We start from the raw sequence: 25,215 nt of genomic DNA on the forward strand, positions 1-25,215 counted from the left end.
GCCAGATTGGCGTCAGCCTCAGTGTCGCCACCCGCACCGAGCACCTGCCCCTCGACTTCGAGCTGTACCTGCCCGAGGGCTGGACCAACGACGCGGCTCGCCGCCGCGAGGCCCGAATCCCCGCCGATGTCCCCTTCAAGACCAAGCCCCAACTGGCGCTGCAAATGATTGACCGGGCCGTGAAGGACGGTGTTCCTCCGGGTGTCGTCCTGGCGGACACCGCCTACGGCACCTCCAGTCAGTTCCGAGCGCACCTGCGCTCGTTGGGCTTGCACTACGCGGTGGCGGTGGACCCCCAAACCACCGTCTGCGGGCTGGATGAAAAGGGGCGTCCCCGAGGGGACGCGCGGAGTGTTTCGGACCTGGCCCTGCGCATTCATGAGCGGGGAGGCTTCCGCCGGTGCACCTGGCGCAAGGGCACCCAGGAGGACTTGTCGGCATGCTTTGCCCTGCGTCGAGTCATCGCCGCGGGCGTGCCCCAGCGCGAGCAGGAGCCGCTGGAGCTGCTCATCGAGTGGCGGGACGATGAGCCCGAGCCCGCCAATTACTTCCTCGTTTCCCTGCCGGGGTTCAGAACGAAGAAGCAGCTCATCCGTCTGGTGATGCAGCGCTGGAGAACCGAGCGCGTCTACGAGGACCTCAAGGGCGAGCTGGGGCTGGACCATTACGAAGGCCGCCGCTTCCCCGGCTGGCATCACCACGTCTCGGTAGCCCTGTGCTGCTACGCGTTCATCGTTGCCTAACGTGCGCGGCGTTTTCCCCCCTCGGCCCGAGGGGCGGTTGAAGCCCACACGCAGCCGCTCCCGGCCTGAGCGCCACTTCCACGACAGCTTCATCACCGTACGGCTCGCCATGGCGCGCGTGATTGCCACCTGGCTGCCTCGCTGTCCCACCTGCCACCGCTCCAACCACCGACGCGCCTCACGCAGCCTGCCCGGTCTCCCCGTTCATCCCGCGGGCCCCTGATGCAGTAGTGTTAGCAGGAGCCGGAAAAGAGCCCTGGGCAACGCGGCCATCTTCGTGAGGCACGTCAACGGCGAGCTGCTTGCGCCGTGGAAGACGGACAACTGCCACGACAACAAGGACTACGCCGTCCTGTTCTACCCGGCCAGCGGCAAGGTCATCGTGCCGCAGGGCAACCACGGCTACGACTGGTGAGTCGTGACGTCGGGGCGCCCGCGGCTTCACTCCGTGGGCGTTCCGATGCGTCCTTCCGGCGGGTGCGGCGTGAAGCCACGTTGTCATGGCGCCGCACCCGCTCCGTGGAAGAATGGCCCCGCCGGGTGGGCCTTCCGCCCATCCGCCGGGAGCAGTCATGTCGCTGTGGGGTTCACTGCGAAAGCACTTCTTCGGAGCACCTCGGGAGCCGGGACGGGTGGACCGCTTCGAGGTGGAGCCCGGAGGGCTGGTGCTGTTGACGATGCGCCACACGCTCCGCGTGCAGGGAGGCCCCGTAGAGTGCCGCTCGTACGTGACGCAGGGGCTCGCGGCGCATGGGCAGCACGAGATGGTGTTCACCCTGCGCGAGAACTCCGGCATGGCGGACGACGTCCTCCAGCAGAAGCTGGCCTCGCTCTTCGACCGCTTCCGGCAGCTGGCGAGCGAGGGCCGCACGGTGGACGTGGGGGATGTCACCATCTTCGGTGAGCACCGGCTGTTCCCGGGGATGCACGTGCTCTACACCCGGGCCTCGCCCATTCCCGGGCTGCCGGTGCCGCCGAGCGCGCTCGCGCTCCTGCTCATCACCGACAAGGAGCTGGAGCTGGTGCAGCGCTGCGGGCCGGCGAGGATGATGGCCGCGCTGGGCAAGGCGTACAGCCACTACCCCTGCCCTTCGTGGTCGGACATCCGCCGCCCCGAGCTGCCCGTGGAGGCCATCCTCGAGCAGAGCCTGCTGCCCCGGGTCAGCCACTCGCGCGTGTGGAGCGCGCGCATCGTGAAGCAGGACGCGGACATCGTCCTGCGCATCGCCCCCGGCCAGCACGCGCAGTTCCGCCAGCTCTTCGAGCAGCTCCCCGAGGAGACGCAGCCCTTCGCGCTGCTCACCGGGATTGATGACGCCGCGAACGGGTGTCTCGCCTGGGAGCCGGGGCAGACGGGGCCCGTCGCCATCACCCCGCCGGGAAGCACGGGAGACCGCATCAGCGGGTGCTTCCTCCTCGTCCTCCCGGGCATGGAGCAGGAGGAGGCGCGGCTCCACGAGGACGGCTTCATCTGGAGCCTCTCGCCCGCGTCCTCGAAGGCCCTGTGGACCGCGCTGTGCGAAGGACAGGGACTCGCGCTGCTCGTCGGCGAGACGCGGCTGCGCGTGGAGTGGGTGGCCTGAGGCGCCCCCGCATCCCTACTTCCGCCGCTTGCGCTCCGTGCGCGGGGACTTCTTCGTGAACTTCGCGGGCTTCACCTGCTCCTCCGGCGGCAGCGACTCCAGCCACGTCCGCACCGCGTCCGCGCGCGGGGCCCGGCCGGACTCCTTGAAGAGTGCGCCGGCCTTCGCCGCCTCGGCCCGCGCCTCGGCGGGCTGCCCTTCCTTGTAGAGCGCCTGGGCCAGCGCGAAGCCGGACTCGCCCAGCGAGTCCTCCTCCGCGCTCGTGAAGGTCACCGCCTTGCGCAGCGGCTCCAGCGCGTCGCGCGTGCGCCCCAGCCCCAGCAGCGCCTGACCGACGCCGTCGTACGAGTAGTGGAGCTCCTCGTCGTCCGCCTCCAGTTGCTGGCGCTTCACCGCCAGCGCCTCCTCATAGACTTTCAGCGCCTCTTCGTAGCGCTTCAGTCCGAGCAGGCTCATCCCCTCCTCGTCGAGCGCCTCCGACAGCTTCAGGTGGCTGCCCCCGAGCAGTTCGCGGTGCAGGGCCACCGACGCGCTCGCATGCTCCAGCGCCCGGGGGAAGTCCTCCAACCCGCGCAGCGCCATGGACAGCGCCTGGTGACGCCGCGCCACGTCCAGGTGCCGGGCCCCCACGGCCGCCTCCGTCTGGCGCAGCGCTTCCTCCAGTACCTTCGCCGCCTCGGCATACGCGCCCATCTCCAGCAGCGTCCGCCCCAGCGTGAAGGTGACCCGCGCCCGCTTCGGATGCCCCGGCTCCAGCGCCCTGCCCAGCAGCGCCGACGCTTCTTCCAACTGGCGGCGCGCGTCCTCCGGCTGGCCCTGCATCAGCGCGAGGTTCGCCCCGTTCACCAGCAAATCACCCTCCAGCACCGCGTCCCCGCCCAGCCGCTGGAGCGTGGCCTTTCCCAGCCGCGCCCACCGCGTGGCGTGCTCGAAGCGCTCGCGCTCACCCTCCACGAAGAGCAGCTTGTTGAGGACGGAGACCTCCAGCCGGTCCGCCCGCCCCACCTCCGCGTCGAGGACGGCCTGCTCCAACAGCCCCGCGCCCTGCTCCTTCTCCCCTTGCAGCGCCTGGAGCCACCCCAGGTGGAAGCGCAGCTCCGCCACCAGCGGCAGGTACCCCGTCGCCACCACCTGCGGCTCCAGCGCGCGTGCCTTCTCCAGCGCGAGCGGATAGCGGCTCGTGTCCAGCAGCGCCTTCACCTCCGACAGCCGGCCCTCCACCGCCTCCAGCTCCGCCCGCTTCGCCGGGTCCGCCGGACGCGGCTGCTGCCCGGTGAGCGCCTCCAGGTCCGCGCAGTCCTTCGGCGACGGCAGCGCGTACGCCGCGTCCAGCGCCTTCTCCACGCCCGCCTTCTCCACACCGGCCAGCGCGTCCACCAGCGCGTGCAAATCCTGCCGCCGCCGCTCCAAACACACCACCCGCTGGGACAGCAGCGCCTCCGTCTGCACCGCGTGCACGCGCGTGGCCTCACACGCCTCGGTGTGCTGCCGCGCCCACGCGCCCGCGTACGCGTCCAGCACTCCGCCCACGCGCGCCGCCATGTCCGCCGCCAGCGGGCTGCCCGTGGCCGCGAAGGCCGACGTCACCCGCTGCCGCGCCGCCGGGCCCCAGCTGTCCGCGAGCAGCCCCTCCGCCCCCGCGCAGACTCGCGACTGCCACCACGCCACGCCACCGACGGCCGCCACCAGCGCCGCCGCGGCGATGGCGCCGCCCCCTGCCCTGCGACGCCGCGCCAGCGCCTGCTCCTGCGACAGCGACTCCAGCAGCGCCGCCATGGACTCGAAGCGGCCTTCCGGCTCCAGCGCCAGCCCGCGCATCACCGCGCGCCGCACCCAGGCAGGCACCTTCGCGTCGCGCGGGGGCTCCTGGATGAGCTCCGGCGCCAGCGTGGGACGCCGCGGCGCCTCACCCGGAGCACCAGGGCCAGACGGCAGCGCCTTCGCGGCCCGCGACAGCTGCTCCGGGTCGAACGGGCGCGTCCCGAAGAGCGAGCGGTACAGCGCGGCGCAGAAGCTGAACTGGTCCGAGCGCGCGTCCACCGCGTCACCCCGGAACTGCTCGGGCGACATGAACTGGGGCGTGCCCAGCACCACGCCCGCCTGCGTGAGCGGCTCGTACAGCCGCCCCGAGCCCTCCGACGCGGGCGACGGCTCTTCCAGCGAGCCCTCGTCCCGCCCCGGATTTCCCACCGGCCGCGCCAGGCCGAAGTCGGTGACGTAGACGCGGTGGTCGCGCCCCACCAGCACGTTGGTGGGCTTGAAGTCGCGGTGCACCAGGCCCGCCGCGTGCGCAGCCTCCAGCCCCCGGCCCGCGGCGAGGTACGTCACCAGGATTTCCCGCCACGAGCGCGGCTTCGCGTGCATCCAGTCGCGCAGCGTGCCGCCCTCCACCAGCTCCATGGCGACGAAGACCTGGTCCTCCCAGGTGCCCACCTCGAAGACGGGGATGACGTTGGGATGGGAGATGCGGGCCATGGCCTGCGCCTCGCGCAGCAGCCGCGTCCGCCCCGCCTCCAGGGCCCTGGCCGAGCCCGCCACGCGCAGCAGCTTGACGGCCACCTTGCGGTCCAGGTCCGGGTCATAGGCCGCGTACACCACGCCCATGCCGCCCTGCCCCAACACCTTCAGCGGGATGAAGCGGCCCACCTGCGCGCCCAGCGTCCGCGAGCGCGCCCGCGCCTGCATGGGCTCATCACGCCCGGTGTTCGGCACGCTGCGCGGTGGTGACTCGTCCCCGCCCGACACCGTCACCTTCGTCGGCGGCTCCGGCTCCGGGCCGGTTCCACGCGGAGCCCCCGTGTCATCTCGGTCGACCATGCGCGCCAGTGTAGCGGTGAAGTCCCGGAGCGCTGCTTCCCGCCGCGACGACTCATCGCCTCCGGGGTTTCCCTTACGCACGCTCCCGTGTCGTCGATTTCAAAACATCCGAAAACATTTCTATTCGGCAACCCGGGAAAGGCCGGGTCGATAATGCGGCAGGCGATGAGCGTCTGGGAGGGCCCGCCATGACCGTGAACCTCAATGTCTTCACCGCGCGCGTTCGGGACGGCGCGCTCACGGGTCCTGTGAAGGTGGAGGCGCCCACGGTCATCGGGCCCCAGCCACTCCCCTCCGCGCCGCAGATGGGCCCGGTAGCGCCCCAGCGGTTCCAGGACACCTTCGAGGCAGCCTGCACGAAGCGGGAGGACCTGCCCAAGCTGACGGTGCCCGACGCGCCGGGAACGACGGAGCTGCCGCGCCTGAAGGACCCGGCGCCAGTGAATGAGGCGGCCGAGGCCCAGGCCCAGAAGGGTTGGGAAACCGACGAAGAGGCCGTTGCCCAGACGACGGAGTCCGGCTGCGGCGAGGCGAGCCTGGCCTTCGTGAGCAAGGCGAGCCGCAAGGACAAGGCCGAGAAGGCGAAGGCCCGGTCGGAGGAGAAGGAGCTCCAGGAGGTCCGCGCCAAGGCCGAGGCCATCAACACGCCGAAGACCACCGAGAAGAAGGTGGACGTCAACCTGGCCGATGGAGCCACCGCCGAGGAGATGGGCGTGGTGCTCGGGGAGATGGGCATCGACGTCACCGACGGCTACGAGTCCTACGACTCCAACGCCATGAGCGAGGCCTTGAAGCGGGGCGAGTTCGGGCTGGCCCTGGTGGACTCCAACGCCATCCTCAATGCCGCCCTGCCCGCCCACAAGCAGCGCAAGGAGCCCGGCGTGCTGCACTGGGTGACCATCGACGGCTTCAACAGCGGCCGCTCGAAGAAGGACTCCTCGGACGACCTGTACCGCGTGAAGGACCCCGTCAACGGCGAGTACTGGGTGTCCGCGAAGGACCTGGAGAAGGCCATCGAGCAGGGCAAGAAGAGCCACGGTGGCGGCGGGGTGCTCGCCGTGGAGAAGCGGAACGACAAGGACGTGGACACTCGGGAGAAGCGCGAGTCGCTCGCCGAGAAGAACCGCCGCCACTCGGCCTCGCTCGGCAAGGCGGGCGGACATGGCAGCCGGCGCATGAGCGTGGGCGAGTCCAGCTAGGACGCGCCGCGCGCCAGGCCGCCGCTGCCTCGAAGCCGGCCCCATGCTAGCCTTGGCGCCCTTGAACACGGGCGGCACGGTGCGTGCGCGCCCGTCCCGATTGGGGGGTAACCGACTTGGATTCCGACACGCTGACGCTGACCCGCGGCCATGGCCCCCTGATGCTGCCGGAGGTGCCGCACCTGCGGCTGGCCAGCGGCAACTTCTGGCCGGAAGAGGTGGGGGGCGAGCTGACGGCGGGCCTCTTCATCATCGACACCCGCACCTCGCCCTCCAAGCAGGAGCATGTGCGCGTGCGCCCGGCCCAGGTGGTGGAGGTGGACGGGGCCACCCTGGAAATCGTCAAGGTCGGCCCCTACGAGGAGGGCGGCGAGCCCGCAATCCAGCTCCGGGTGCGCGTGCGCTGAGGCGCGGTGCGTCAGGCGCCAGCGGGCGGGCCGCGCAACTCCAGATCCGCCCGCTGCGATAATCCAACATACCGTCGCGCGCCCTTCGGGCAGCCGCGGCCTGCTGCAATCGCGATTCGAGGGGGAAACAGCCATGAGCATGAAGATCGGTGGGAACGACGGAGTCCGGGTCACCCGTAGCACCCAGGAGTCCACCGAGGTCGCCCCGACGCAGACGAGCCGCGCGGAGCCCCAGGCTGTCGCGAAGGAGACGACGCCAGCGTGGGTCAACGCCCGCTCGCAGGACGGCATGCTGCCCCCCAACCGCGGGAAGCAGTTCGCCGCCGCGCTCGGTGGCGCCGTGGAGCAGACCAGCAACGCCGAGGGCCCCAAGGACCCGAAGGCCATCAAGAACCCCAACGTCACCGGCACCTATGGCCCCGTGCCCAACAGCTCCCTGTTCGAGGCGGGCGCGGACGGCACCAAGGCACACTGGAATGACGTGCAGCAGGGCCAGATTGGCGACTGCTATCTGATGACGTCCATGGGCGCCATCGCCCGCGCCAACCCGGCGGCGCTCGAGAACATGATCAAGGGCCCGGACAAGGAAGGGGCCTACACCGTCACGTTCCACGAGAAGGACTGGCTCGGCCGCGACAAGACGGTGGACATCAAGGTCAGCCCCGAGATGCTGCTCGACAAGAACAAGAACCCCATCTACGCCGGCACGCCGCAGGACAACGGCAAGGCGGAGCTGTGGCCGGCCGTCATCGAGAAGGCCTATGCCCAGTGGAAGGGCGGCTACAAGGACATCGTCTCCGGCAACAGCTCCGACGCCATGGAGGCCATCACCGGGAAGGACAGCAGCAGCTTCAACCCGGACAAGGCCACGCTGGCGGACCTGGACAAGCGCCTGAAGGCGGGCGAGGCCCTCACGGCCGGCACGCACGACGACATCAAGTTCCTGGGCATCGACTTCAAGGACGGCACCGACGGCGCGGCCTACAAGGACGGCCGGCTGGTGGCGGACCACGAGTACTTCATCACCGGCGTGGACACCAAGGCCGGCACGGTGACGCTGCGCAACCCCTGGGGCGCCGGGACGCCCGACGTGGTGCTCACGGAGAAGGAGTTCCGCGAGTCCTTCCAGTACGCCAACAGCAACCCGACGAAGTGAGGCGACGGGGCCCGCGCGGAGGACTCCTGCCCGGCCTGGCGCTCGTCGCCGGGCTGGTGCTGGCCGGGTGCGCGCGCGAGGCCCCTGCTCCCCGTCCGTCGTCAGCCCAGGCACGGGACGCGGAGGTCGTCACGCTGACGAGCGGCCATGGTCCGCTCCAGGTGACGCCGGACCTGCGGCTGGCCACCGGCAACTTCTGGCGGGAGGAGACGGACGGAGGCGTGCGTCAGCCCACCGCCGCGCTGTTCCTCTTCGACTTGCGCACCGGGCCGCCCAACCAGCGGCACGTGCGCGTGCACGCGGGCCAGGTGGTGGAGGCCGCGGACCAGGAGGTCGAAGTAGTGGAGGTGGTGGAGCGCGGCGACAGCGGACCGGAGCTGCGGGTGCGGCTGCGGAGTCGCAAACCGTGAGAATTCTCCCTCAAAGCGCGACGCTGCTGCAGCGCCCGTCAATGGCACGAAGCCGAAGCCTCTCGCATCGCACGACAGGCGAGCCGCAAGCTGCTCTTCTGGGATGCGGCTACTTTAAAGCGATCGACGCCAGTATTCTGGTAACTCATCCGCCAAGTTCGCGCCTCCACGTTGGCAGCCCAGCAGGACGTGGCGCCCGTACAGAGTAGCGCCGACGGAAAATCCGTCTCGCCGCCATTAGTGCATCTTACGACTTGTTGACCACAAGCGATGCTGCGTGCGAAATGGTGCAGTGCCGTCGACCACCAGCAAAACCGACCGTGAACTACTACGTCATGCCTGCAGAACCCTCGGACTAGTAGAGGGATGTCTGTTGCCTGCATCGAAGAGCCCGCAGGCAAGTAACGAATCTCACTGGACCGATAAGGGCGACTGGCTGGCTCTTGCACACCAACTTGATGCCGAAAGCCTCTTTTTTGTCGGTCAAGAACCAATAGCCGTTCTCGCATCACTTCCTGACGGGGAGGATGAGGCTCGCTTTTTCAATCGCGTTTGGTGCATGGCTCGCCCGCAGTTGTTCTTCTTGGCTCGTGCGGGGGAACTGGCTGTCTATCAATTGACCAAGCCACCAGTGCGCGGCAATGAATCTATCAACTCAAATGGCCGGCAGTTAGCGCTAGCTCGATCGGCATCGGAGATCCAGGAGCAACTTGCGGATTTCAGGAGGGAAGCACTCGAATCAGGAATGATTTATGGCGACGAGCGCTTTTCATCCGGTGCCTTCCGAGCAGACCGCGCATTAGTCCATGATTTGAAGACAGTGCGCCGTCTCCTCATCACTGAGGGCAAGGGCCTGGATGCATCAATTGCCCATTCCCTAATTGGCCGAGCACTATTCGTGCGCTACTTGGAAGATCGGCGCATCATTACGCCTGACTACTTCCAATCCGTGGCTGCGCGACACCGTGAATGGCGATTGATTCTCGCGTCTGAAGAGGCGGAGCATTTTGCAGAGCCAGAACTCGCCTCAATTCTCTTCTTCAAAGTCCTGAAGGACAAAGACTTCACATATGCACTATTTGAGCAATTGGCTGCCGACTTCAACGGCGATATATTTCCTGTAAGCAGTGAGGAGAGTCGCGAGGTCAAACCTGCGCACCTTCTACTCTTGCGTCGCCTACTCATGGGGGACTCAGTCTCACCCCAGCAGCAGCTTTTCCTATTTGCGTATAGATTTGACATTATTCCCATTGAACTAATCAGTAGCATCTACGAAGAGTTCTACACAGCCCATCGAGGCAAGGGAAAGAATCAATCCAGTTACTACACTCCACCGGCGCTAGTCGATTTTCTTCTTTCTCAGGTCTTAACCGAGAGAGTGTTAGACCAACGACCTCGGGTCATTGACCCAGCCTGTGGCTCAGGAATTTTTCTTGTCGAAACATTCCGTCGCATGGTTCGCCAACGCGTGCGGAAGCACGGGCGACGGTTATCACAGCGTGAATTGCGCTGCATCCTACGAGACCAGATTGCTGGGATTGATCTAAACCCAGAAGCGGTTCCTGTCACAGCATTTAGCCTTTACCTTGCCTACCTACACTACCAAGAGCCGCGAGAGATCAACGTCGACCGACGGCTGCCCAACCTACGTTGGAACCCAGATCGAAAAGAGCGGCAACCAGATCAGCACTTTGACATCCTCTATTCTGGCAATGCCTTTGAAGCCATCGACGAGGAAGATGCGGTGGCTCATGCGCACTTTGGACCAGCCTGTGCCGACATTGTTGTCGGTAACCCTCCATGGGGGGAGATAAAGAGAGATGACGACCTAGGAAGAAGAGCGCTTCCTGCCATTCTCGACTGGTGCAAAGAGAAGAAGGAAAGAGTCATTGGGGACCTTGAGTTGTCCCAAGCTTTTGTTCACCTCGCCACGGAACTACTTCGAGACGGAGGAAAAGCTGCACTACTTCTCTCCTCTGGCGTGCTTTTTAAGCAGCATGTAAACAGCCGCCAATTCCGGCAATCATGGCTCACTCGCTGCAAGCTACGACAAGTCATCAACTTTGCGCACGTTCGACACCTATTCTTCTCTGACGCTGGCCGTCCTACAGAGAAGGGGCACGCAGTTCGCGAAAGCGCCGGTGTAGCGCCTTTCATTTCAGTAGTCTTTGCGAAGGAATCCCCACCGGAAGATCATCGCTTTGCCTACTGGTCGGCAAAACGAACTCTTGAGGTTGAGAAGTCGCGCGCATTGATTCTCAGCCGTGCAGACATGCATTGGCTTAATCAGACGGAATGCCTACGCTACGAAAGTCTCTGGAAGATTTACTGGTGGGGCACGAAACGGGATGAAGGACTCATCCGGACGCTGGAAAGATTCCCATCCCTTGAACATGTACTTCGTGAAAGGGATGCAGATTGCCTCATAGGCCAAGGATATACTCCTGGCAATGCATGGCCTTCACCTGAATGGATGATGGACTACTCGGACTTACTGCCAGACGCGATGGTACGCTACTCGCCGCTCAGCAACATGCCCATGAGTCCTCCTCCACAACGTGTAGAATATCGGCCCCGCAGCGACGAACTCTTCAAGGGGCCTCGCCTCCTCGTACGTAGAGGCATCGGCGGAGTCGATAAACGTCCTATCGTTGCTCGGCTTGAGACATCGCCATTCTGCTTCCGCAGCTCAGTAAATGCATTCCGACTCGACTCAATGTCAGATGAAGAGCGACTTCTTGCTCTCGGTGTGTATTGGTCATCGCTCACGGAATATTATTTTTGGTTAACCGCGCATTCCTGGGGTCTCTGGCACGATGAACTGCAGAAGGAAGTAGCGGGCAAAATGCCACTCTGTCTAACAGGCAGCAAGGGTTCGACGAAGCGAGTCATCTCCGCCACGCGGGCATTGCGAGACTCCGCGCCTCTATTCGAGCAGGAAATTCAAAAGCTTGAGTCCGAACTCGATGAAGCGGTTTTTGATCTTTACGAACTCAATGAAGCGGACAGAGATTTGGTTCGTGACATGTCCCGCTTTGGCCTTGATTTTTACTATCGACGCAGCTCCAGCAATGGAGTAGCGCCCTTAAGACTTCCTTCCGTCCGCCACGGCCTTGCCTCTGACCTCCCTCAGAGAAAAGCAGATGGTTTAATTGGTTACCTTCAAGTCTTCCTTCGACAATGGAATGCCGAGTTAGTGCCTGATGGCGAACTTGGATGGGAAGCTATTGAAGGCCCATCCGGAGCACCCATTCTGGCACTGCTCTTCTGCACGACGCCCAAGGGCGACAAGCCTTCCTGGGTTACCGACGATAGCAGTGCTGCTTGGGCGGACGTGCTTGGGCATATGGAGAAGAATAGCCTCGTAGCACTAGACGCCCAGAAGATGATCTATACCGACACTTTCATCCGAGCGGTGAGCGAACATGAAATCTTAATCGTGAAGCGCAATGAGCAGCGGTTCTGGACACGTAGCATGGCTCGTGAGGATGCAGATACGACTCTCGTGCAAGCCATGCGCCTTTCCGAGCAGAGCAGATGAGAGAGCTTCCAAAGAGACCTTCTCTCATTTCGCCAAAGCGGTGGGAGGTAAGGCGCGCGCACTATCTCGCCGTTTTCGAGAAGGCACTGCTGCTCCTTCGAACCTGTAATGAACTTCCAGAAGACGAACCGAACTTGACTCGTGAATTGTGGTTCAAAATAACAACCGCGCGCCGAGAACTCGACCCCGAGGGTAGATTCTCCCATCCTGTTCCACAGGCAGATAATCTACCCGATCCCGATGCTACCGAAGTGCAGTCGCATGAATTCAAGAAGCCAGACTTTCAATGGATTCACGACGATGACAGCGAAGCAGATGAGCGTTATATCCAAAAATCTTTCGCCATCGAATGCAAGCGACTCGGTGCGCCGACGAAGTCTCGTTGGCGGCTTAATGAGCAATATGTTGTTGGCGGAATGAATCGCTTCCGCGACCCCCGATGGAAGTATGGCCGAGGAATGGCTGAAGGAGCCATGATTGGATTTATCCAAAACATGGAGTTCGAAGCAATTTCCTCCGCAATAGATTCGGACTCAAAACGAATTGGCTTCGACCGTATTAGCCGCGACCCAAGGGGCTGGCAGGAACGAAGCGTCAGCCGCCTTGGCAACTCATTCCGCCGAGAGTTTCCCATTACTCCGTTTCGCCTCTTCCATTTATGGCTAGACATCAGAGATGTTCCCTTGAAAGCCAAGAGAAGTGTTCATCCAGCACCCAAATGCGCACCCAAGCGACGCCGCACGCCGCGTTAGCTATACATACTTCTCAGTAAATCGTCCTTTCGTAGCCTCCTGGCACGAAGCGATCGCTCGCAGGCGCGAGCAAAGATGGCACAGCACTTTCACATACCAACGTGGCTTCGAAAATACGTCGTTACCCGAGAAAGCAGACCGCCCACGGCGAATGAGAGCCGTTTCATGAGTCGCCGCTTCCTCATGTTCCCGCGAACCCGCAATACGCCACCTGACGATGTCCACCACTGGGTAAGGAGGTAAAGTGCCTGCGCACCGGGCCGCCCAACCAACGGCACGTGCGCGTGCACGCGGGCCAGGTGGTGGAGGCCGCGGACCAGGAGGTCGAGGTGGTGGAGGTGGTGGAGCGCGGCGACAGCGGACCGGAGCTGCGGGTGCGGCTGCAGAGTCGCAAACCGTGAGAATTCAGTAGCCACTCGGGCAACCGCTCATTCCCTGCCGCCGATAATCGGCCGGAGGAGTGAGCCATGACCCGGATTGGTGATGCGGCAGCCGAAGCGGCACGTCGGGCGGCGGAAGCCATGGAGCGCGCGCGCAAGGCGGCCGACGAGGCCGCGAAGCGCGCGGCCCAGCAGGCCAGGAGCGCTCCTGGGCTTCGCGCTACCGCGAGCACCTTCGAGACGCGCCCGAGGGCACCCGTGGCGCTGGAGGCGCGGCCGAGCGACGCTCCGTCCCCGGGAAGTGGTGTGCCACGGCACATGCTGGCGCAGTGGACCGCGCCGGCCTCCGACGCTCCAGGTACAGCGACAGCGCTGCTCGCGGGCCTTGTCTCCATGCCCGAGGCAGCGGCGGCGACGCTCGCGGGCTTTGCCTCCATGCCCGAGGCAGCGACAGCGCCACTCGCGGGCTTTGTCTCCACGCCCGAGGCAGCCACAGCGTCGCTCGCGGGCTTTGTCTCCACGACTGGTAACGCGGACTCCGTCGCCGCCACGACCGACCCGGCGGTCTGCGACCTGACCACCGGGGACGCGGCGGAAATCAACGAGCTGGCGGAGACGAACCCGGCCGAGGCCGCGCGGCGGATGGAGGAGCTCATCGCCACCGACCCGAAGTACCAGGACCCGGCGATGGTGGACATGCTCCTCCGGAACTGTGCCCCGGCGCTCACCGCCATCTACGAAGTGCTGGGCAAGCGGGCCGAGAATGGCTTCGACGACTCGGGGAACTCGCCCTACACGCGCGACACGCTGGAGGCGCTGGCCTTCATCACCTCGCGAGCATCCCCGGAAATGCAGCAGCAGATTGGCGAGGGCCTCGCCTTCTGGCTCCCGGACGGCGACCTGAACCAGCTCGACGACATCCTCGGGGAGCTGACCGCCGCGGGAGGGCCGGGCGCGACGCTCTACAACGTGCTCTTCGGCGCGCTGTCCGCGACGAAGCCGGCGGCGGCGCAACAACTGGAAGCCGAGCGCATCGCCGCCGCCACCCAAGCCTTCAACGAGGCGCAGGCCGGCATCGACGAGCTCAACAACGAGCTGGCGGCCCTCATCGGCGCCGCCGGGCCGGGACTGACGCAGGCCGAGTACGACGCGATTGTCGCCAACTTCATGGCGGAGCATGCGCAGGAGTACGCGCGCTTCGAGGCCGCTGGCGCCGACCTCACCGCGCTCATCGCGGACAACGAGGACGTGCTCCTGCATCCGGAGAACTACGACCCGGACCTCGTCGCCCAGGTGCAAGGCGCGGCGAACGAGCTTCCGGAGCTGGCACGGACGCAGGCCGGCTTCCAGTACCTCAACAACGAGATGCTCGCGTCGGGCCGGGGCGAGCCGTCGCTGTTCGACGCGCTCACCGAGGGCGCGGAGTGGCTCGAGACGCCCGTGGAGTTCTACGACGCGCTCTCCACGGTGCTGGTGGAGGCCGCGGGGCTGGCCATGCTGACGGGCCGCCCCGAGGATGCCGAGGCGGCGCTCGCCTTCCTGGAGGCAAAGCCACACGTCTTCGGGCTCGACAAGAAGGAGGCGCAGCAGCTCCGGAGGGACCTGCACGACATCCACATGGGCGCGCAGCGAGGCGCCTCCCGTGCGGACATGGCACGGCGCTTCGAGACGCTCCGTACGCACGTCGAAGGCTTCGGACTCTCCTCCCGGGGCGCGGACAAGCTCCTGGCGCTGGGGGCCATCATCGGACTGGCGGGGACGGACTTCAGCCCCGAGAGCGTGTCCGAGGCGCTCGGCACCGCGCTGGAGTTCCTCGGGGGCTCCGCGGACGTCGGCACCTTCGTGCTGGGCTCCGCCAGCCGCATCGGTGGGACGCTGGGGCACGTCTCCCTGGCGACGGGGTTCCTCACCGGGGTGATGGACGGCGTCCAGGCGTATGCCTACGCCCGGCAGGGTGAGTGGGACCATGCCACGTCGAGCAGCCTGCTCGCGGCGAGCGGCCTTGCCCCGCTCATTGGCGCCTGCATGGGGTTCCCGGGACTGGGGACGCTGGTCGGCGGCGTGCTCCTGCTGGGCGGGGCGGGCGTGGGACTGTGGGCCCAGCAGAACGACCAGGAGCAGTTCAAGGAGCAGCGGCTGGAGGCGCTGCTCGCGGCCGGCGTCCCCGAGCACGTCGCCAGGGTGCTGGTGGACGCGGACCCCTTCCGCATGCAGCAGCTCCAGGACGCGGGCTTCACGCCCGACCAGATTCGCGTCATGGCCGAGCGCTATCCCGGCATGCTCACTGGAGACACCGCGTCGCCCACCGAGGGGATGTACCACGCGGTGATGAGCGGCGCGTTCACCCCGGACGAGGTGATGGCGATGCTCGATGCCGCCAGCCAGGGCGGCACGGACCCCTTCGGCGCGGACACGCTCCTGATGGCGTTCGAGACCCTCCCGCACGAGTCGGGCCGGCTCGACGGCGGCCCCACCACCCGCGAGGGGTGGATGGAGCTGCTGAACTGGGCGCTGGAGAACAGCACGCACTCCGTCATCGACAGTGACGTCGGCCGCGCGGCGATAGAGCGGGCCCTGGCCGCGCTCGGGTAGCACGCGCGGCGGGCCCGGACTCCAGACCGGCCGCTACTCCTTCTCGATGTCGCGGTCCCAGAGCTGGACGCGGGTGTTGGCGTCCTGGAGGCGGCGCGTCAGCTCGGCGGCGATGGCCACCGAGCGGTGCTTGCCGCCCGTGCACCCCAGCGCGACGGTGAGGTACGCCTTCCCCTCCTTCTGGTAGCGGGGGAAGAGGAAGCGGCAGAGGTCCACGACCTTCTCGAGGAACTGCTGCGTCTCCTCGCGGTCCAGCACGTAGGCGGACACCTTCGGCACCTTGCCCGTCAGCCCCTTCAGCTCGGGGACGAAGTACGGGTTGGGCAAGAAGCGCACGTCCAGGACGAGGTCCGCCTGCGGCGGCACCCCGTACCGGTAGCCGAACGACATGATGGACAGGCTGGGCCCCGCCGCCGGCTCCGGGCTGAAGCGCGCCTGCACCATGCGCTTCAAGTCGTGCACGTTCAGCGCGGACGAGTCGATGACCTGGTCCGCCAGCTCGCGCAAGTCGCGCAGCGCCTCGCGCTCGGCCTTGATGCCCTCGGCGACGGTGCCGCTGGGCGCCAGCGGGTGGCGGCGGCGCGTCTCGCTGAAGCGGCGGATGAGGCTGTCATCGCTGGAGTCCAGGAAGAGCACCTCCACCTGGTGCCCGGCGCGGCGGACCTCGGCCAGCATGCGCGGCGCGTCCTTGAGGAAGACGCCCTCGCGGACGTCCACCACCAGGGCCATGCGCTCGAAGTTGCCGCCACCCGCCAGCTCCGTGAGCTTGGGCAGCAGCAGGACCGGCAGGTTGTCGATACAGAAGAACCCCGCATCCTCCAGCGCCCGGATGGCGGTGGACTTTCCGGAGCCGGACATGCCGGTGATGACGACGATTTGCTTGGCGGGCGCGGTCACTCGACCTCTTCTCCCAGGGTGCGGCGCATCGCCCCTTCGGCGATGGCGCGGTTGAGCCGCTCGGCGAACTCTCGCGCCGAATGGTGGCCCTGCAGCTTCAGCAACTGGTTGCGGGCGGCCACCTCGATGATGGTCGCCATGTTACGGCCCGGACGGACCGGAACCACGGACAGCGGGATGTCCACCCCGACGATTTGGAGATGTTTGTCGTCCACTCCCAAACGGTCGTACTCCTGATGCGGGTCCCACTCCTGCAACTCGATGACCAATTCAATCTTCTTCTGCTCTCGGACGGCGGCAACCCCGAAGAGGTCCTTGATGTTGATGATGCCGAGGCCCCGAATCTCCATGTGGTGCTTGATGACGGGGTTGCCGGCGCCGTAGACGGCGCCCTTGCGGCGGGTGACGTCGACGATGTCGTCGGCCACCAGCCGGTGGGCCCGCATCACCAGGTCCAGGGCAATCTCGCTCTTGCCGATGCCGCTCTTGCCCAGCAGCAGGATGCCGACGCCGAAGACGTCCATCAGCACGCCGTGGAGGCTGCTGGACTCGGTGAGGGCCTCCTCCAGGAAGGTCTGGATGCGCATGATGAAGTCGCTGGAGAGCAGCGGCGTCTTCATCAGGGCCAGGCCCCCCGCCTCGCACGCGGCGACGAGGGCGGCCGGAATCTCCAGCTCCTTCGTCACGACGACGCAGGCCAGGTCCTCCTCGCCGAACAGCTTGGCGAGCGACTCGTGCTGTTTCTCCTCCGGCAGGGTGCGGAGGTAGGAAATCTCGGTGTTGCCGAAGACCTGGACGCGGTGGGGGTGCAGGTGCTCGGTGAAGCCCGCCAGGGCCAGGCCCGGCTTCTGGATGCGCGACGAGTCCACGGTGCGCGCCAGGCCGCCGGAGCCGGCGACCAGGGTCAGCCGCAAGTCGTAGTCGCGGTCGTCCAGGAGCTGGGAGATGCGGATGGATTTCATCGTCAGGACGTGGATATCACCGGAGCGCCCTTTTGAGGTGTCCGCCAACCGTGCCCCCTGCCCCGCCCCCCGCTCCCACCTCCGGCGACTCCCCTGACGCCCCTCCGGAGGTCCTGACCGAGGGGGCCCTCGGCCGGGCCCTGCTGATGGCAGTCCTGGCCTCGGGGGCGGCCCTCCGGATTCATTGGGCCCTCAACGATGAGGGGCTGTACTGGCCGGACGAGGTGTACCAGAGCCTGGAGCCGGCCCACCGGCTCGTCTTCGGCTACGGGCTGGTGGCCTGGGAGTTCGTCGAGGGCGCGCGCAACTGGGCGCTTCCGGGGCTGGTGGCGGGGGTGCTGGGGCTCGCCCGCCTGTTCGGTGGCACCAACCCGGCCGTGTACCTGGACGTCATCAAGGGCTTCTTCGCCCTGCTCGGGGTGGCGACGGCCTGGGGGAGCTGGCGGCTGGCCCGGGCGTACGGGGCCTCCGAGCTGGCGGCGACGGCGGGGGCGTCCCTCTTCGCGCTGGCCGCGGTGCCCATCTACTTCGCCCCCCGGGCGCTGAGTGAGAACGCCTCCGCGCTGCCGGTGGTGCTGGGGCTGGCCCTGGCCCTGCCCAGGGGAAGCTCGCGGCGGGCGGTGCTGGCCGGGGCGTCGCTGCTGGGGCTGGCGGTGCTGCTGCGCCTGCAGAATGGCGTCTTCTGCGTGGGCCTGCTGGGGGTGCTGGTGGCGCAGCGGCGGTGGCGCGCGGCGGGCGAGTCCCTGGCGGTGCTCGCCGGGTGGGCCTTCGCATATGGCCTGCTGGACAGGCTCACCTGGGGCCGCTGGTTCCACTCGGCGCGGGTGTACCTGGACTTCAACATCCTGCGGGACGGGGCGTCTGCCTGGGGCACCGCGCCCTTCAGCTACTACGGCCGCGTCTTCTTCCAGGGCATGCCGGCCGTGGCCCTGCTCACGGGCGGGCTGGCGCTGCTGGCCGCGCGCCGGGCCCCGGGGCTGCTGGCCGTCACCGCCCTCTTCTTCCTGCTGCACGCGCTCCAGCCGCACAAGGAACTGCGCTTCCTGGTGCCCGCCCTGCCGCTGTTCGCCGCGCTGGCGGGCGTGGGGCTGGACGCGGTGCTGGCGAGCTGGCCGCCCCGGTTCGCACGCGTCGCGGCAATGGGCGTGGTGGCCGTGGCCACCGTGTCCGGGGCCAAGGCAGGGAGCCTCACCTTCGGGGACGTGGGCCAGTACGAGGACTCGCGGCCGGGGGCGAGCGCCTGGGACGACTCGGGGGACGTCAACCGGCTGCTGCTGGCGGCCAGCCGGCGCCAGGACCTGTGCGGGCTGAAAATCGAGGTGGTGCACCTGGCCTGGACGGGTGGCTACAGCTACCTGCACCAGCCGGTGCCGCTGTACCCCCACAACGGACCGCCCCGGGGCTCGGGCCTCTACAGCCATGTCATCACCCTGCCCGGGTACGCCCCCGGCGAGGTGGTGGCCCAGTCGGGGCCGCTGGTGCTGTCCCGCCTGCGCGAGGGGTGCGTGCCGGACCCCGGCTACGCGTGGCGGCTTCCGTGAGCGAACGGAAGCCCACCGAGGCCATTCCCCCGGGCCTCGCGCGTTGCTAAGCCCGGGGCCATGTCCGACTGCCTCTTCTGCCGAATCCGAGACGGCCTCATCCCCGCGCGCATCGTCTACCGCGATGAGCTGTGCCTGGCCTTCGAGGACATCAATCCCCAGGCGCCCACTCACGTGCTGTTCGTCCCGCTCCAGCACATCGCCACGGTGAACGACATCACCGCGGAGGACCGCGAGGTGGTGGGCCACCTCTTCACCGCCGCCGCCAAGGTGGCCCGGGAGCGCGGCCACGCCGACAACGGCTACCGTGTGGTCATGAACACCCAGCGCGACGCCGGGCAGACGGTGTTCCACATCCACCTGCACCTGCTGGCGGGCCGGCCCCTGCTGTGGCCGCCGGGCTGAGGGCCCCCTCGTCCAGGAGACCGGGCTGAGCGCCCCGGTCCTCCAGAAGACCGGGCTGCGCGCCCGGTCCTCCAGAAGACTCCGCCGCGCCCGGCTTCCCACCGGCCATCCGAGCGGGACGGTGGGGATGCGCCGCCCGACGGGTGTCCCGGCGGGTGGTAGCGTAAGGCGTCCGTCGGGGTTCCCTGCCGTATGCCTTTCAGCGCCCAATCGTCCCCTCGCCATCGACGCGCCTACACGGTGCTCTCCCTGCTGCTGGCGGGCGTGGCGGGGGCGGTGAACGCCACGGGCTTCGTGGCGCTCGGGCTCCACACGTCCCATATGTCCGGAAACATGGCCACGCTGGGCGAGTCCCTCGCGTCCCGGGACTGGCGCATGGCGATGCTGGGCGCGCAGGTGCTGCTGGCCTTCCTGCTGGGGGCCGTGGCCGCGTCCGCGTTGATGGAGGCCGCGCGTCACCGCGCGAGGGGCCGGCATGCGCCCGCGCTGCTGCTGGAGGCGGTCATCCTGGGGGGCATCGGCGTGTGGCTCACGTCCACGCCCGGCACGCGCGAGCCCACCCTCATGTGGGGCCTGTCCTTCGCCATGGGCCTGCAGAACGCGCTCGTCACCCGCGTGTCCGGCGCGGTGGTGCGCACCACGCACATCACGGGCGTCCTCACCGACATCGGCATCCAGGTGGTGCAGATGTTCGCCTGGGTGCGGGACGGCGCCCGGGGCGACGGCTTCCGGGGCGTGCTGCGCCAGATGCGGGCGTTGCCCTCCGCCATCCAGTTCGAGCGCACCCGGCTGCACCTGGGACTGGCCGCCGCCTTCCTCTTCGGGTGCACCACCGGGCCGATGCTCTATCTCCAGTACGGCCCGGCCACGCTGGGGCTGCCGTGCGCGGTGCTGGTGCTGCTGGCGGCGCTCGACTTGAGCCCCGCCGCCCTTGCCCAGGCCGAGCCCGCGCCGCGCACCTGAGTCACTCCGGCGCAGGCCGCGAGACCCGGGTCACTGCGGCTCTGGCTGCGACACCTGAGACGGTGCGGGAGGGCCGGAGGAGGGCTCCACGTCCTTGACGATTGGCGCGGGGCCCTGCCGACGAATCACGTGCAGCACGCTGCTCTGCTCGTCCGTCCAGATGAAGTCGGGCTCGCTGCGCAGGCCCAGGCGGCGCACACGCGCGGAGGCCTGGGTGAAGGTGGGGCCCCAGGAGAACTCCCGGTCCGGGCTGAGCACCATCCAGTTGCTGCGCAGCGCGTCCTCCGACGTCTCGTGGAAGATGAACGTCGAGTGCAGGCCCAGCGCCCGCGCGTGCGCCAGCGTCACCGGCACCAGGTCCAGGTGCACGTTGCTGATGTGCAGCGCGAGCACGCCGTGCGGCGCGAGGTGCTTCTGGTAGAGCGCCACCGCCTCGCGGGTGAGCAGGTGGACGGGGATGGCGTCGGAGGAGAAGGTGTCCAGCGCGAGCAGGTCGAAGGCCTGGGGCTCGCCGCGCTCCAGCTCCTGCTCCAGGGAGATGCGCGCGTCGCCCTCCACCACCTCCACGTTCGCGGGCGTGTCCTTCAGGAAGCTGAAGAAGCCGCCCTCGCCCTCGGCCAGGGAGATGACCACCGGGTTGATTTCGTAGAAGCGGCCGGAGTCCCCCGCCTCGAGGAGCGCCGCGCTCGTGCCCACGCCCAGCCCCAGCACGCCCACGCGCAGGCCCGGAGCAAGGCCCACGGCCTCGCGCAGCCGGCGCTGCTCGGCGATGGCGAGGCCCAGCCCGGACTCGCGCGTGAAGTAGGTGGTGGGCTGGTTGCGCCGCTCGGGGGCGACGTACTGCCAGCCGTGGGTGATGGCGCCGTGCCGCAGGCTGTAGAGGCGCGCCTTCGGGTCGTCCGCGTTCTGCTCCATCACCCGCACCACGCCGAAGAAGTTGCGGGCGCTGAAGCTGGACCGGCCCAGCTCGCGGCCCACGGTGATGACCAGGTTCAGCGCGACGACGGCGAGCATCACCCCGCGCAGCATGCGCCGCACGTGCAGGCTCCGCGTTTCCGCCGGGGGCTGGCGCGCCATGCCCACCAGCGCCACGAGGCAGCACAGGCCCAGCGCCAGCGGGTACTCCCAGTAGGCGCGGAACAGCGCGGTGGCCACGATGCTGACGAACAGGCCACCGAGCACGCCGCCCGCGGAGACCCACAGGAAGAAAGCGCTCAGGTGACGCGGCGAGGGGCGCAGGCGGTACAGCTCGCCATGGCACACCATGCAGCCCGCGAAGAGTGCCGTCGAGTACGCGACGAGCTGCAAGGCGAGCGCGGCGTGAGGCCCGGCCGTCTGCGCGTGCGCGACGCCCGCCCCCGAGGCGATGAGCAGCACCGAGCACAGGGCGCGCGAGTAGAAGGACTCGCGGGAGAACGCGAGGATGAAGGTGAGGAGGTAGATGGCCAGCGGCAGCACCCAGAGGAAGGGGCCGGCCGCCACGTCCTGGGAGAGCTGGTTCGTCGTCGCGAGGAGCAGCACCGAGGCGCACGCGCTCAGCCCCAGCCACAGCAGCGTGAGCCGGAGGCCGGGACGGGGCTCCTCGCCGGCCGCGCCGCTCGCGTCCACCGGGAGGCCCCCTTCCATGGCCGGCGCCGTGACTGGCACCGCCACCTGCGCATCCGCGTTCCGCAGCACGTCCACGGCGCACACCGCGCACGCCACCGCGAAGAGGACGAAGCCCGCCCCCCAGCCCCACGCCTGCGCGCCCCGCCCCACCCAGGGCTCCACCAGGAAGGGGTAGCCGAGCAGCGCCAGCAGCGAGCCCACGTTGGACAGCGCGTACAGCGGATACGGTGAGCGGCCCGGCCGTGCGCGCGCGAACCACGACTGCAAGAGCGGCCCGGTGGTGCTCAGCACGAAGAAGGGCAGGCCGATGGTGGCCGCCAGCATCGCCAGCAGCCGGAGCACCGGCAGGTCCGTCCCTGTCGGCCGCCATCCGGGCCCCGGCGCCACCGGCGAGCCCTCCCACAGCGTCCGCGCGCCCAGCACCGCCACCGCCACCGCGAGCAGCCCCAGGTGCACCCGTGCCTGCGTGCGGGGAGCCAGCCGCGACGCCAGCCCGTGCGCGTACGCGTACCCGCCCAGCAGCGCCACCTGGAAGAAGAGCATGCACGCCGTCCACACGCCGGGCGTGCCGCCGTACCACGGCAGCGCATAGCGCCCCGCGAGCGGCTGGACGCCGAACAGCAGGAACGCGCTCGTGAAGATGGCCAGGGCGTAGCGGAACATGGTGTGGGGCCAGGGGAAGGCGGGGGACGTCAGGTTACACCGCCGGTGCGGTGGCCTGGGGCCCCCCTCGTGAAAACAGGGCGCGCGCGCCCGCGGTGAAGAGGGACAGCGCCAGCGCCAGCAACACCACCGCCACCACGCCGTTGACCCGCGCCGCCGCCGCGCTGGCCGGCAGCAGCGCCTCGCGCACCAGCAGCACCAGGCTGGACAGCGTCACCGCCCCCACGAAGAGCATGGGCACCAGCGCGTAGACGTACGGCCGGTTCGTCCGCTTCAACCACACGCAGATGCCCAGCAGGGACAGCGACGCGAGCAGTTGGTTCGACGTGCCGAACAGCGTCCAGAACGAGCGCCACGCCCCGGAGCCCGCCAGCAGCACGAAGCCCAGCGGCACGCCACACGTCACCGCCGTGCCCACCATCGCCGCGACGCGCCCCTTCCGGTTCGACAGCTCCTGGAGGATGTAGCGGCCCAGCCGCGTGGACACGTCCAGCGTGTCGAACACGAAGGTGGAGAAGGCCATGGCGCCGAAGGTGGTGGCGATGACCAGGTACTCCGGGCCCAGCACCGTGACGATGAAGCGGCCCAGCCCCGCGCCATACACCGCGCCCGGCGCCTTGCCCATCAGCTCACCCTTCGTGGCAATCATCACCGTGGCCAGCGCGATGAGGGCCACGAAGCCCTCCAGCAGCATGGCCCCGTAGCCCACCGGCTTGCAGTGCGGCTCCCTGTCTATCTGCTTCGACGTGGTGCCCGAGCACACCAGCCCGTGGAAGCCCGAGCACGCCCCGCAGGCGATGGTGACGAAGAGGAACGGGAAGAGCGAGCCCGTGGCCCCGGGCACCTGGAAGCCCGAGAAGGCCGGCTGCTGAATCGACACCTCGCCGGTGAAGCCGCCGTAGAAGATGCCCACCACGCCCACCGCCAGCGCGGCGTAGAGGACGAAGCCGCCCAGGTAGCCGCGCGGCTGCAGCAGCACCCATACCGGCGTGAGCGACGCGACGAAGCAGTAGGCGAGGATGAGCGCGGACCAGCTCTTCGCGTCCATCACCAGCAGCGTGGAGTAGCGCGTGCCCAGCCACACCACCCCCAGCGTGGCCGGAACGAAGATGAGCGTCTGCAGCCACAGCGGCGGCTTGAGGAAGCGGTCCACCAGCCCCATCACCATTGCCAGCAGCAGATAGGCAATCGAGGCGAAGGCCACCGCGCCGCCCGGGTTGAAGCGGAAGGTGATACCCGTCAGCTCCACGTCGCCGCTGACGAAGGTGGACGCGGTGGCGTCCGTGAAGGCGACGATGACGTAGACGAGCGTCACCCAGATGAAGGCCAGCATCGCCACGCCCGCCGTGGGCCCCAGCTGGCCGCGCACCACCTCCGCGATGGACACCCCGCCGTGCCGCACGCTGGCCACCAGCGTGGCGAAGTCATGCATGGCGCCGATGAACACCGAGCCCACGACAATCCACAGCAGCGCCGGCAGCCAGCCGAACTGCTGCGCCGCCAGGATGGGGCCGGCGATGGGGCCCGCCGCGGCGATGGCGCTGAAGTGCTGCCCCAGCAGGTAGAAGGGCTTCGTGGGCACGAAGTCCACGCCGTCCCGCTGCGTGTGCGCGGGCGTGGCCGCCGCGCCGTCCAGGCGGAACTGCCGCTCGATGAAGCCGCCGTAGAAGCGATAGCCGAGGGCCAGCACCGCCAGGAAGGCACCGGCAAGCAGGGGGAGGCTCATGCCCCCAGGCTTTCCCGCACCCAGGCCCCTTGTCAAAACCCCGGCGTCACGGTGCGCCGAGCAGGCAGCCGGAGCAGGCCTCTCGACTCAGCGCGGCGGCGCCCGGGGAGCGAAGAGCCGTGCGCCGGAAGGGGCGAGCGCCATCTCCATGGGCAGGCCATAGAGGGACTCCAGCGCGTCCCGCTCCAGCACCGTGGCGGCCGGGCCCCGCGCGAGCACCTTCCCGTCTCGCAGCAGCAGCACGTGCGTGGCGAAGGCGGCGGCCAGGTTGACGTCGTGCAGCACCGCCACCGCGCCCAGCCCCGCGTCCACGCGCGCGCGCACCCGGGCGAGCGTGCCCACCTGGTGGGCCACGTCGAGGAAGGCGGTGGGCTCGTCCAGCAGCAGCAGCTCCGGCGCCTGCACCAGGCCCCGGGCCAGCAGCAGCATGCGCCGCTCGCCGCCGGAGAGCGCCTCGCCGGGCCGGTCCGCGAGGTAGGCGACGCCCAGCTCCTCCAGCACCGCGCGCGCCAGCGCCACGTCCTTCGCCGAGGGCAGGCCCCACAGCCCCAGGTACGGGCCACGGCCCATCAGCACCAGCTCCAGCCCGCTGAAGCCCTCCGCCGGCTCGAAGGTCTGCGGCACCCACGCCAGCTTCCGGGCCAGCGCGCGAGGCTCCCACTCCGCGCGCTCCTGGCCGAACAGCCGCACCTCGCCGCGCATCCAGGGCACCACGCCGAGCACCGCGCGCAGCAGCGTGCTCTTCCCCGTGCCGTTGGGGCCGAGCACCGCCCACAGCTCGCCGGGGCGCACCTCGCAGTCCACCCCGTGCAGCACGGGGCGCGGACCGTAGCCCGCGTGCAGCGCCCGGGTGACGAGCAGCGGCGTCAC

The 25,215-nt window shown here is 68.2% G+C and carries 19 protein-coding genes and 1 pseudogene; 14 read left to right on the forward strand and 6 right to left on the reverse strand.

Annotated elements, in window-relative coordinates; translation table 11 throughout:
• From G4D85_RS43545 to G4D85_RS43555, 3 genes and pseudogenes are all read left to right on the forward strand, one after another.
• Positions 1-812 (forward strand): annotated as a pseudogene (locus tag G4D85_RS43545) (IS701 family transposase); the annotation flags it as partial.
• Between the two features lie 208 nt (positions 813-1,020).
• The gene (locus G4D85_RS43550; protein WP_164020202.1) at positions 1,021-1,158 is read left to right on the forward strand and encodes a hypothetical protein; all 138 of its coding nucleotides are present in this window, start codon (positions 1,021-1,023) and stop codon (positions 1,156-1,158) included.
• Between the two features lie 157 nt (positions 1,159-1,315).
• Positions 1,316-2,326 carry a hypothetical protein gene (locus G4D85_RS43555; RefSeq protein ID WP_164020203.1) on the forward strand — a complete coding sequence of 337 codons (1,011 nt, stop codon included), beginning with the start codon at positions 1,316-1,318 and terminating at the stop codon, positions 2,324-2,326.
• Positions 2,327-2,341: 15 nt separating this feature from the next.
• Here the strand turns inward: G4D85_RS43555 and G4D85_RS50500 are convergent, their stop codons facing one another.
• Positions 2,342-5,143 carry a protein kinase domain-containing protein gene (locus G4D85_RS50500; RefSeq protein ID WP_164020204.1) on the reverse strand — a complete coding sequence of 934 codons (2,802 nt, stop codon included), beginning with the start codon at positions 5,141-5,143 and terminating at the stop codon, positions 2,342-2,344.
• A gap of 188 nt (positions 5,144-5,331) precedes the next feature.
• On the opposite strand from G4D85_RS50500, the gene G4D85_RS43565 reads away from it, so the two are divergent.
• The 8 genes from G4D85_RS43565 (at position 5,332) to G4D85_RS43595 (ending at position 15,580) form a co-directional block, all read left to right on the forward strand.
• The gene (locus G4D85_RS43565; RefSeq protein ID WP_164020205.1) at positions 5,332-6,342 is read left to right on the forward strand and encodes a hypothetical protein; all 1,011 of its coding nucleotides are present in this window, start codon (positions 5,332-5,334) and stop codon (positions 6,340-6,342) included.
• A 116-nt stretch (positions 6,343-6,458) separates the two neighbouring features.
• Positions 6,459-6,749, forward strand: coding sequence for a hypothetical protein (locus G4D85_RS43570; protein ID WP_164020206.1), 291 nt, complete (start codon positions 6,459-6,461; stop codon positions 6,747-6,749).
• Positions 6,750-6,882: 133 nt separating this feature from the next.
• Positions 6,883-7,905 (forward strand): C2 family cysteine protease, encoded by a 1,023-nt coding sequence (locus G4D85_RS43575; RefSeq protein WP_164020207.1) that lies wholly within the window; start codon positions 6,883-6,885, stop codon positions 7,903-7,905.
• Positions 7,902-8,315: a hypothetical protein gene (locus G4D85_RS43580; protein WP_164020208.1), complete on the forward strand. Its 414-nt coding sequence runs from the start codon at positions 7,902-7,904 to the stop codon at positions 8,313-8,315. Before G4D85_RS43575 ends, G4D85_RS43580 begins: the two co-directional genes overlap by 4 nt.
• A gap of 373 nt (positions 8,316-8,688) precedes the next feature.
• A complete protein-coding gene (locus tag G4D85_RS43585; RefSeq protein WP_164020209.1) occupies positions 8,689-11,856 on the forward strand; it encodes an HsdM family class I SAM-dependent methyltransferase in 3,168 nt (1,055 codons plus the stop codon).
• A 134-nt stretch (positions 11,857-11,990) separates the two neighbouring features.
• Positions 11,991-12,608: a hypothetical protein gene (locus tag G4D85_RS43590; RefSeq protein WP_164020210.1), complete on the forward strand. Its 618-nt coding sequence runs from the start codon at positions 11,991-11,993 to the stop codon at positions 12,606-12,608.
• 278 nt (positions 12,609-12,886) lie between these two features.
• Positions 12,887-13,009, forward strand: a complete 123-nt coding sequence (locus tag G4D85_RS50505; RefSeq protein WP_275900384.1) for a hypothetical protein — start codon at positions 12,887-12,889, stop codon at positions 13,007-13,009.
• Positions 13,010-13,075: 66 nt separating this feature from the next.
• Positions 13,076-15,580, forward strand: coding sequence for a hypothetical protein (locus G4D85_RS43595; protein ID WP_164020211.1), 2,505 nt, complete (start codon positions 13,076-13,078; stop codon positions 15,578-15,580).
• A 33-nt stretch (positions 15,581-15,613) separates the two neighbouring features.
• Here G4D85_RS43595 and rapZ read toward each other — a convergent pair whose 3' ends face one another.
• Together rapZ and hprK are read right to left on the reverse strand one after the other, a co-directional pair.
• Positions 15,614-16,477, reverse strand: coding sequence for an RNase adapter RapZ (rapZ, locus tag G4D85_RS43600; RefSeq protein WP_164020212.1), 864 nt, complete (start codon positions 16,475-16,477; stop codon positions 15,614-15,616).
• On the reverse strand, positions 16,474-17,439 hold the full coding sequence (hprK, locus tag G4D85_RS43605) for an HPr(Ser) kinase/phosphatase (protein ID WP_164020213.1): 966 nt from the start codon (positions 17,437-17,439) through the stop codon (positions 16,474-16,476). Before hprK ends, rapZ begins: the two co-directional genes overlap by 4 nt.
• 50 nt (positions 17,440-17,489) lie before the next feature.
• Between hprK and G4D85_RS43610 the strand changes: the two genes are divergently transcribed.
• The 3 genes from G4D85_RS43610 to G4D85_RS43620 all read left to right on the forward strand — a co-directional run bounded on the left by G4D85_RS43610 (position 17,490) and on the right by G4D85_RS43620 (position 20,348).
• Complete coding sequence (locus G4D85_RS43610) at positions 17,490-18,980, forward strand: glycosyltransferase family protein (RefSeq protein WP_240359856.1); 1,491 nt, start codon at positions 17,490-17,492, stop codon at positions 18,978-18,980.
• Positions 18,981-19,040: 60 nt separating this feature from the next.
• Positions 19,041-19,385 carry a histidine triad nucleotide-binding protein gene (locus G4D85_RS43615; protein WP_164020214.1) on the forward strand — a complete coding sequence of 115 codons (345 nt, stop codon included), beginning with the start codon at positions 19,041-19,043 and terminating at the stop codon, positions 19,383-19,385.
• Between the two features lie 192 nt (positions 19,386-19,577).
• Positions 19,578-20,348: a YoaK family protein gene (locus G4D85_RS43620; RefSeq protein WP_164020215.1), complete on the forward strand. Its 771-nt coding sequence runs from the start codon at positions 19,578-19,580 to the stop codon at positions 20,346-20,348.
• Positions 20,349-20,378: 30 nt separating this feature from the next.
• Here G4D85_RS43620 and G4D85_RS43625 read toward each other — a convergent pair whose 3' ends face one another.
• The 3 genes from G4D85_RS43625 to G4D85_RS43635 all read right to left on the reverse strand — a co-directional run bounded on the left by G4D85_RS43625 (position 20,379) and on the right by G4D85_RS43635 (position 25,215).
• Complete coding sequence (locus tag G4D85_RS43625) at positions 20,379-22,619, reverse strand: fused MFS transporter/spermidine synthase family protein (protein ID WP_164020216.1); 2,241 nt, start codon at positions 22,617-22,619, stop codon at positions 20,379-20,381.
• Between the two features lie 34 nt (positions 22,620-22,653).
• A complete protein-coding gene (locus G4D85_RS43630; protein ID WP_164020217.1) occupies positions 22,654-24,345 on the reverse strand; it encodes a carbon starvation CstA family protein in 1,692 nt (563 codons plus the stop codon).
• 87 nt (positions 24,346-24,432) lie between these two features.
• Complete coding sequence (locus G4D85_RS43635; RefSeq protein ID WP_164020218.1) at positions 24,433-25,215, reverse strand: ABC transporter ATP-binding protein; 783 nt, start codon at positions 25,213-25,215, stop codon at positions 24,433-24,435.

Source organism: Pyxidicoccus trucidator (genome assembly GCF_010894435.1).
GTDB classification, from domain to species: domain Bacteria; phylum Myxococcota; class Myxococcia; order Myxococcales; family Myxococcaceae; genus Myxococcus; species Myxococcus trucidator.

Coding starts and splice junctions, on each gene's coding strand:
- G4D85_RS43630 (WP_164020217.1), bottom strand. CDS start 24,345: ATGAGCCTCCCCCTGCTTGCCGGTGCCTTCCTGGCGGTGCTGGCCCTC.
- G4D85_RS43625 (WP_164020216.1), bottom strand. CDS start 22,619: ATGTTCCGCTACGCCCTGGCCATCTTCACGAGCGCGTTCCTGCTGTTC.
- G4D85_RS50500 (WP_164020204.1), bottom strand. CDS start 5,143: ATGGTCGACCGAGATGACACGGGGGCTCCGCGTGGAACCGGCCCGGAG.
- G4D85_RS43565 (WP_164020205.1), top strand. CDS start 5,332: ATGACCGTGAACCTCAATGTCTTCACCGCGCGCGTTCGGGACGGCGCG.
- G4D85_RS43620 (WP_164020215.1), top strand. CDS start 19,578: ATGCCTTTCAGCGCCCAATCGTCCCCTCGCCATCGACGCGCCTACACG.
- G4D85_RS43595 (WP_164020211.1), top strand. CDS start 13,076: ATGACCCGGATTGGTGATGCGGCAGCCGAAGCGGCACGTCGGGCGGCG.
- G4D85_RS43615 (WP_164020214.1), top strand. CDS start 19,041: ATGTCCGACTGCCTCTTCTGCCGAATCCGAGACGGCCTCATCCCCGCG.
- G4D85_RS43575 (WP_164020207.1), top strand. CDS start 6,883: ATGAGCATGAAGATCGGTGGGAACGACGGAGTCCGGGTCACCCGTAGC.
- G4D85_RS43555 (WP_164020203.1), top strand. CDS start 1,316: ATGTCGCTGTGGGGTTCACTGCGAAAGCACTTCTTCGGAGCACCTCGG.
- hprK (WP_164020213.1), bottom strand. CDS start 17,439: ATGAAATCCATCCGCATCTCCCAGCTCCTGGACGACCGCGACTACGAC.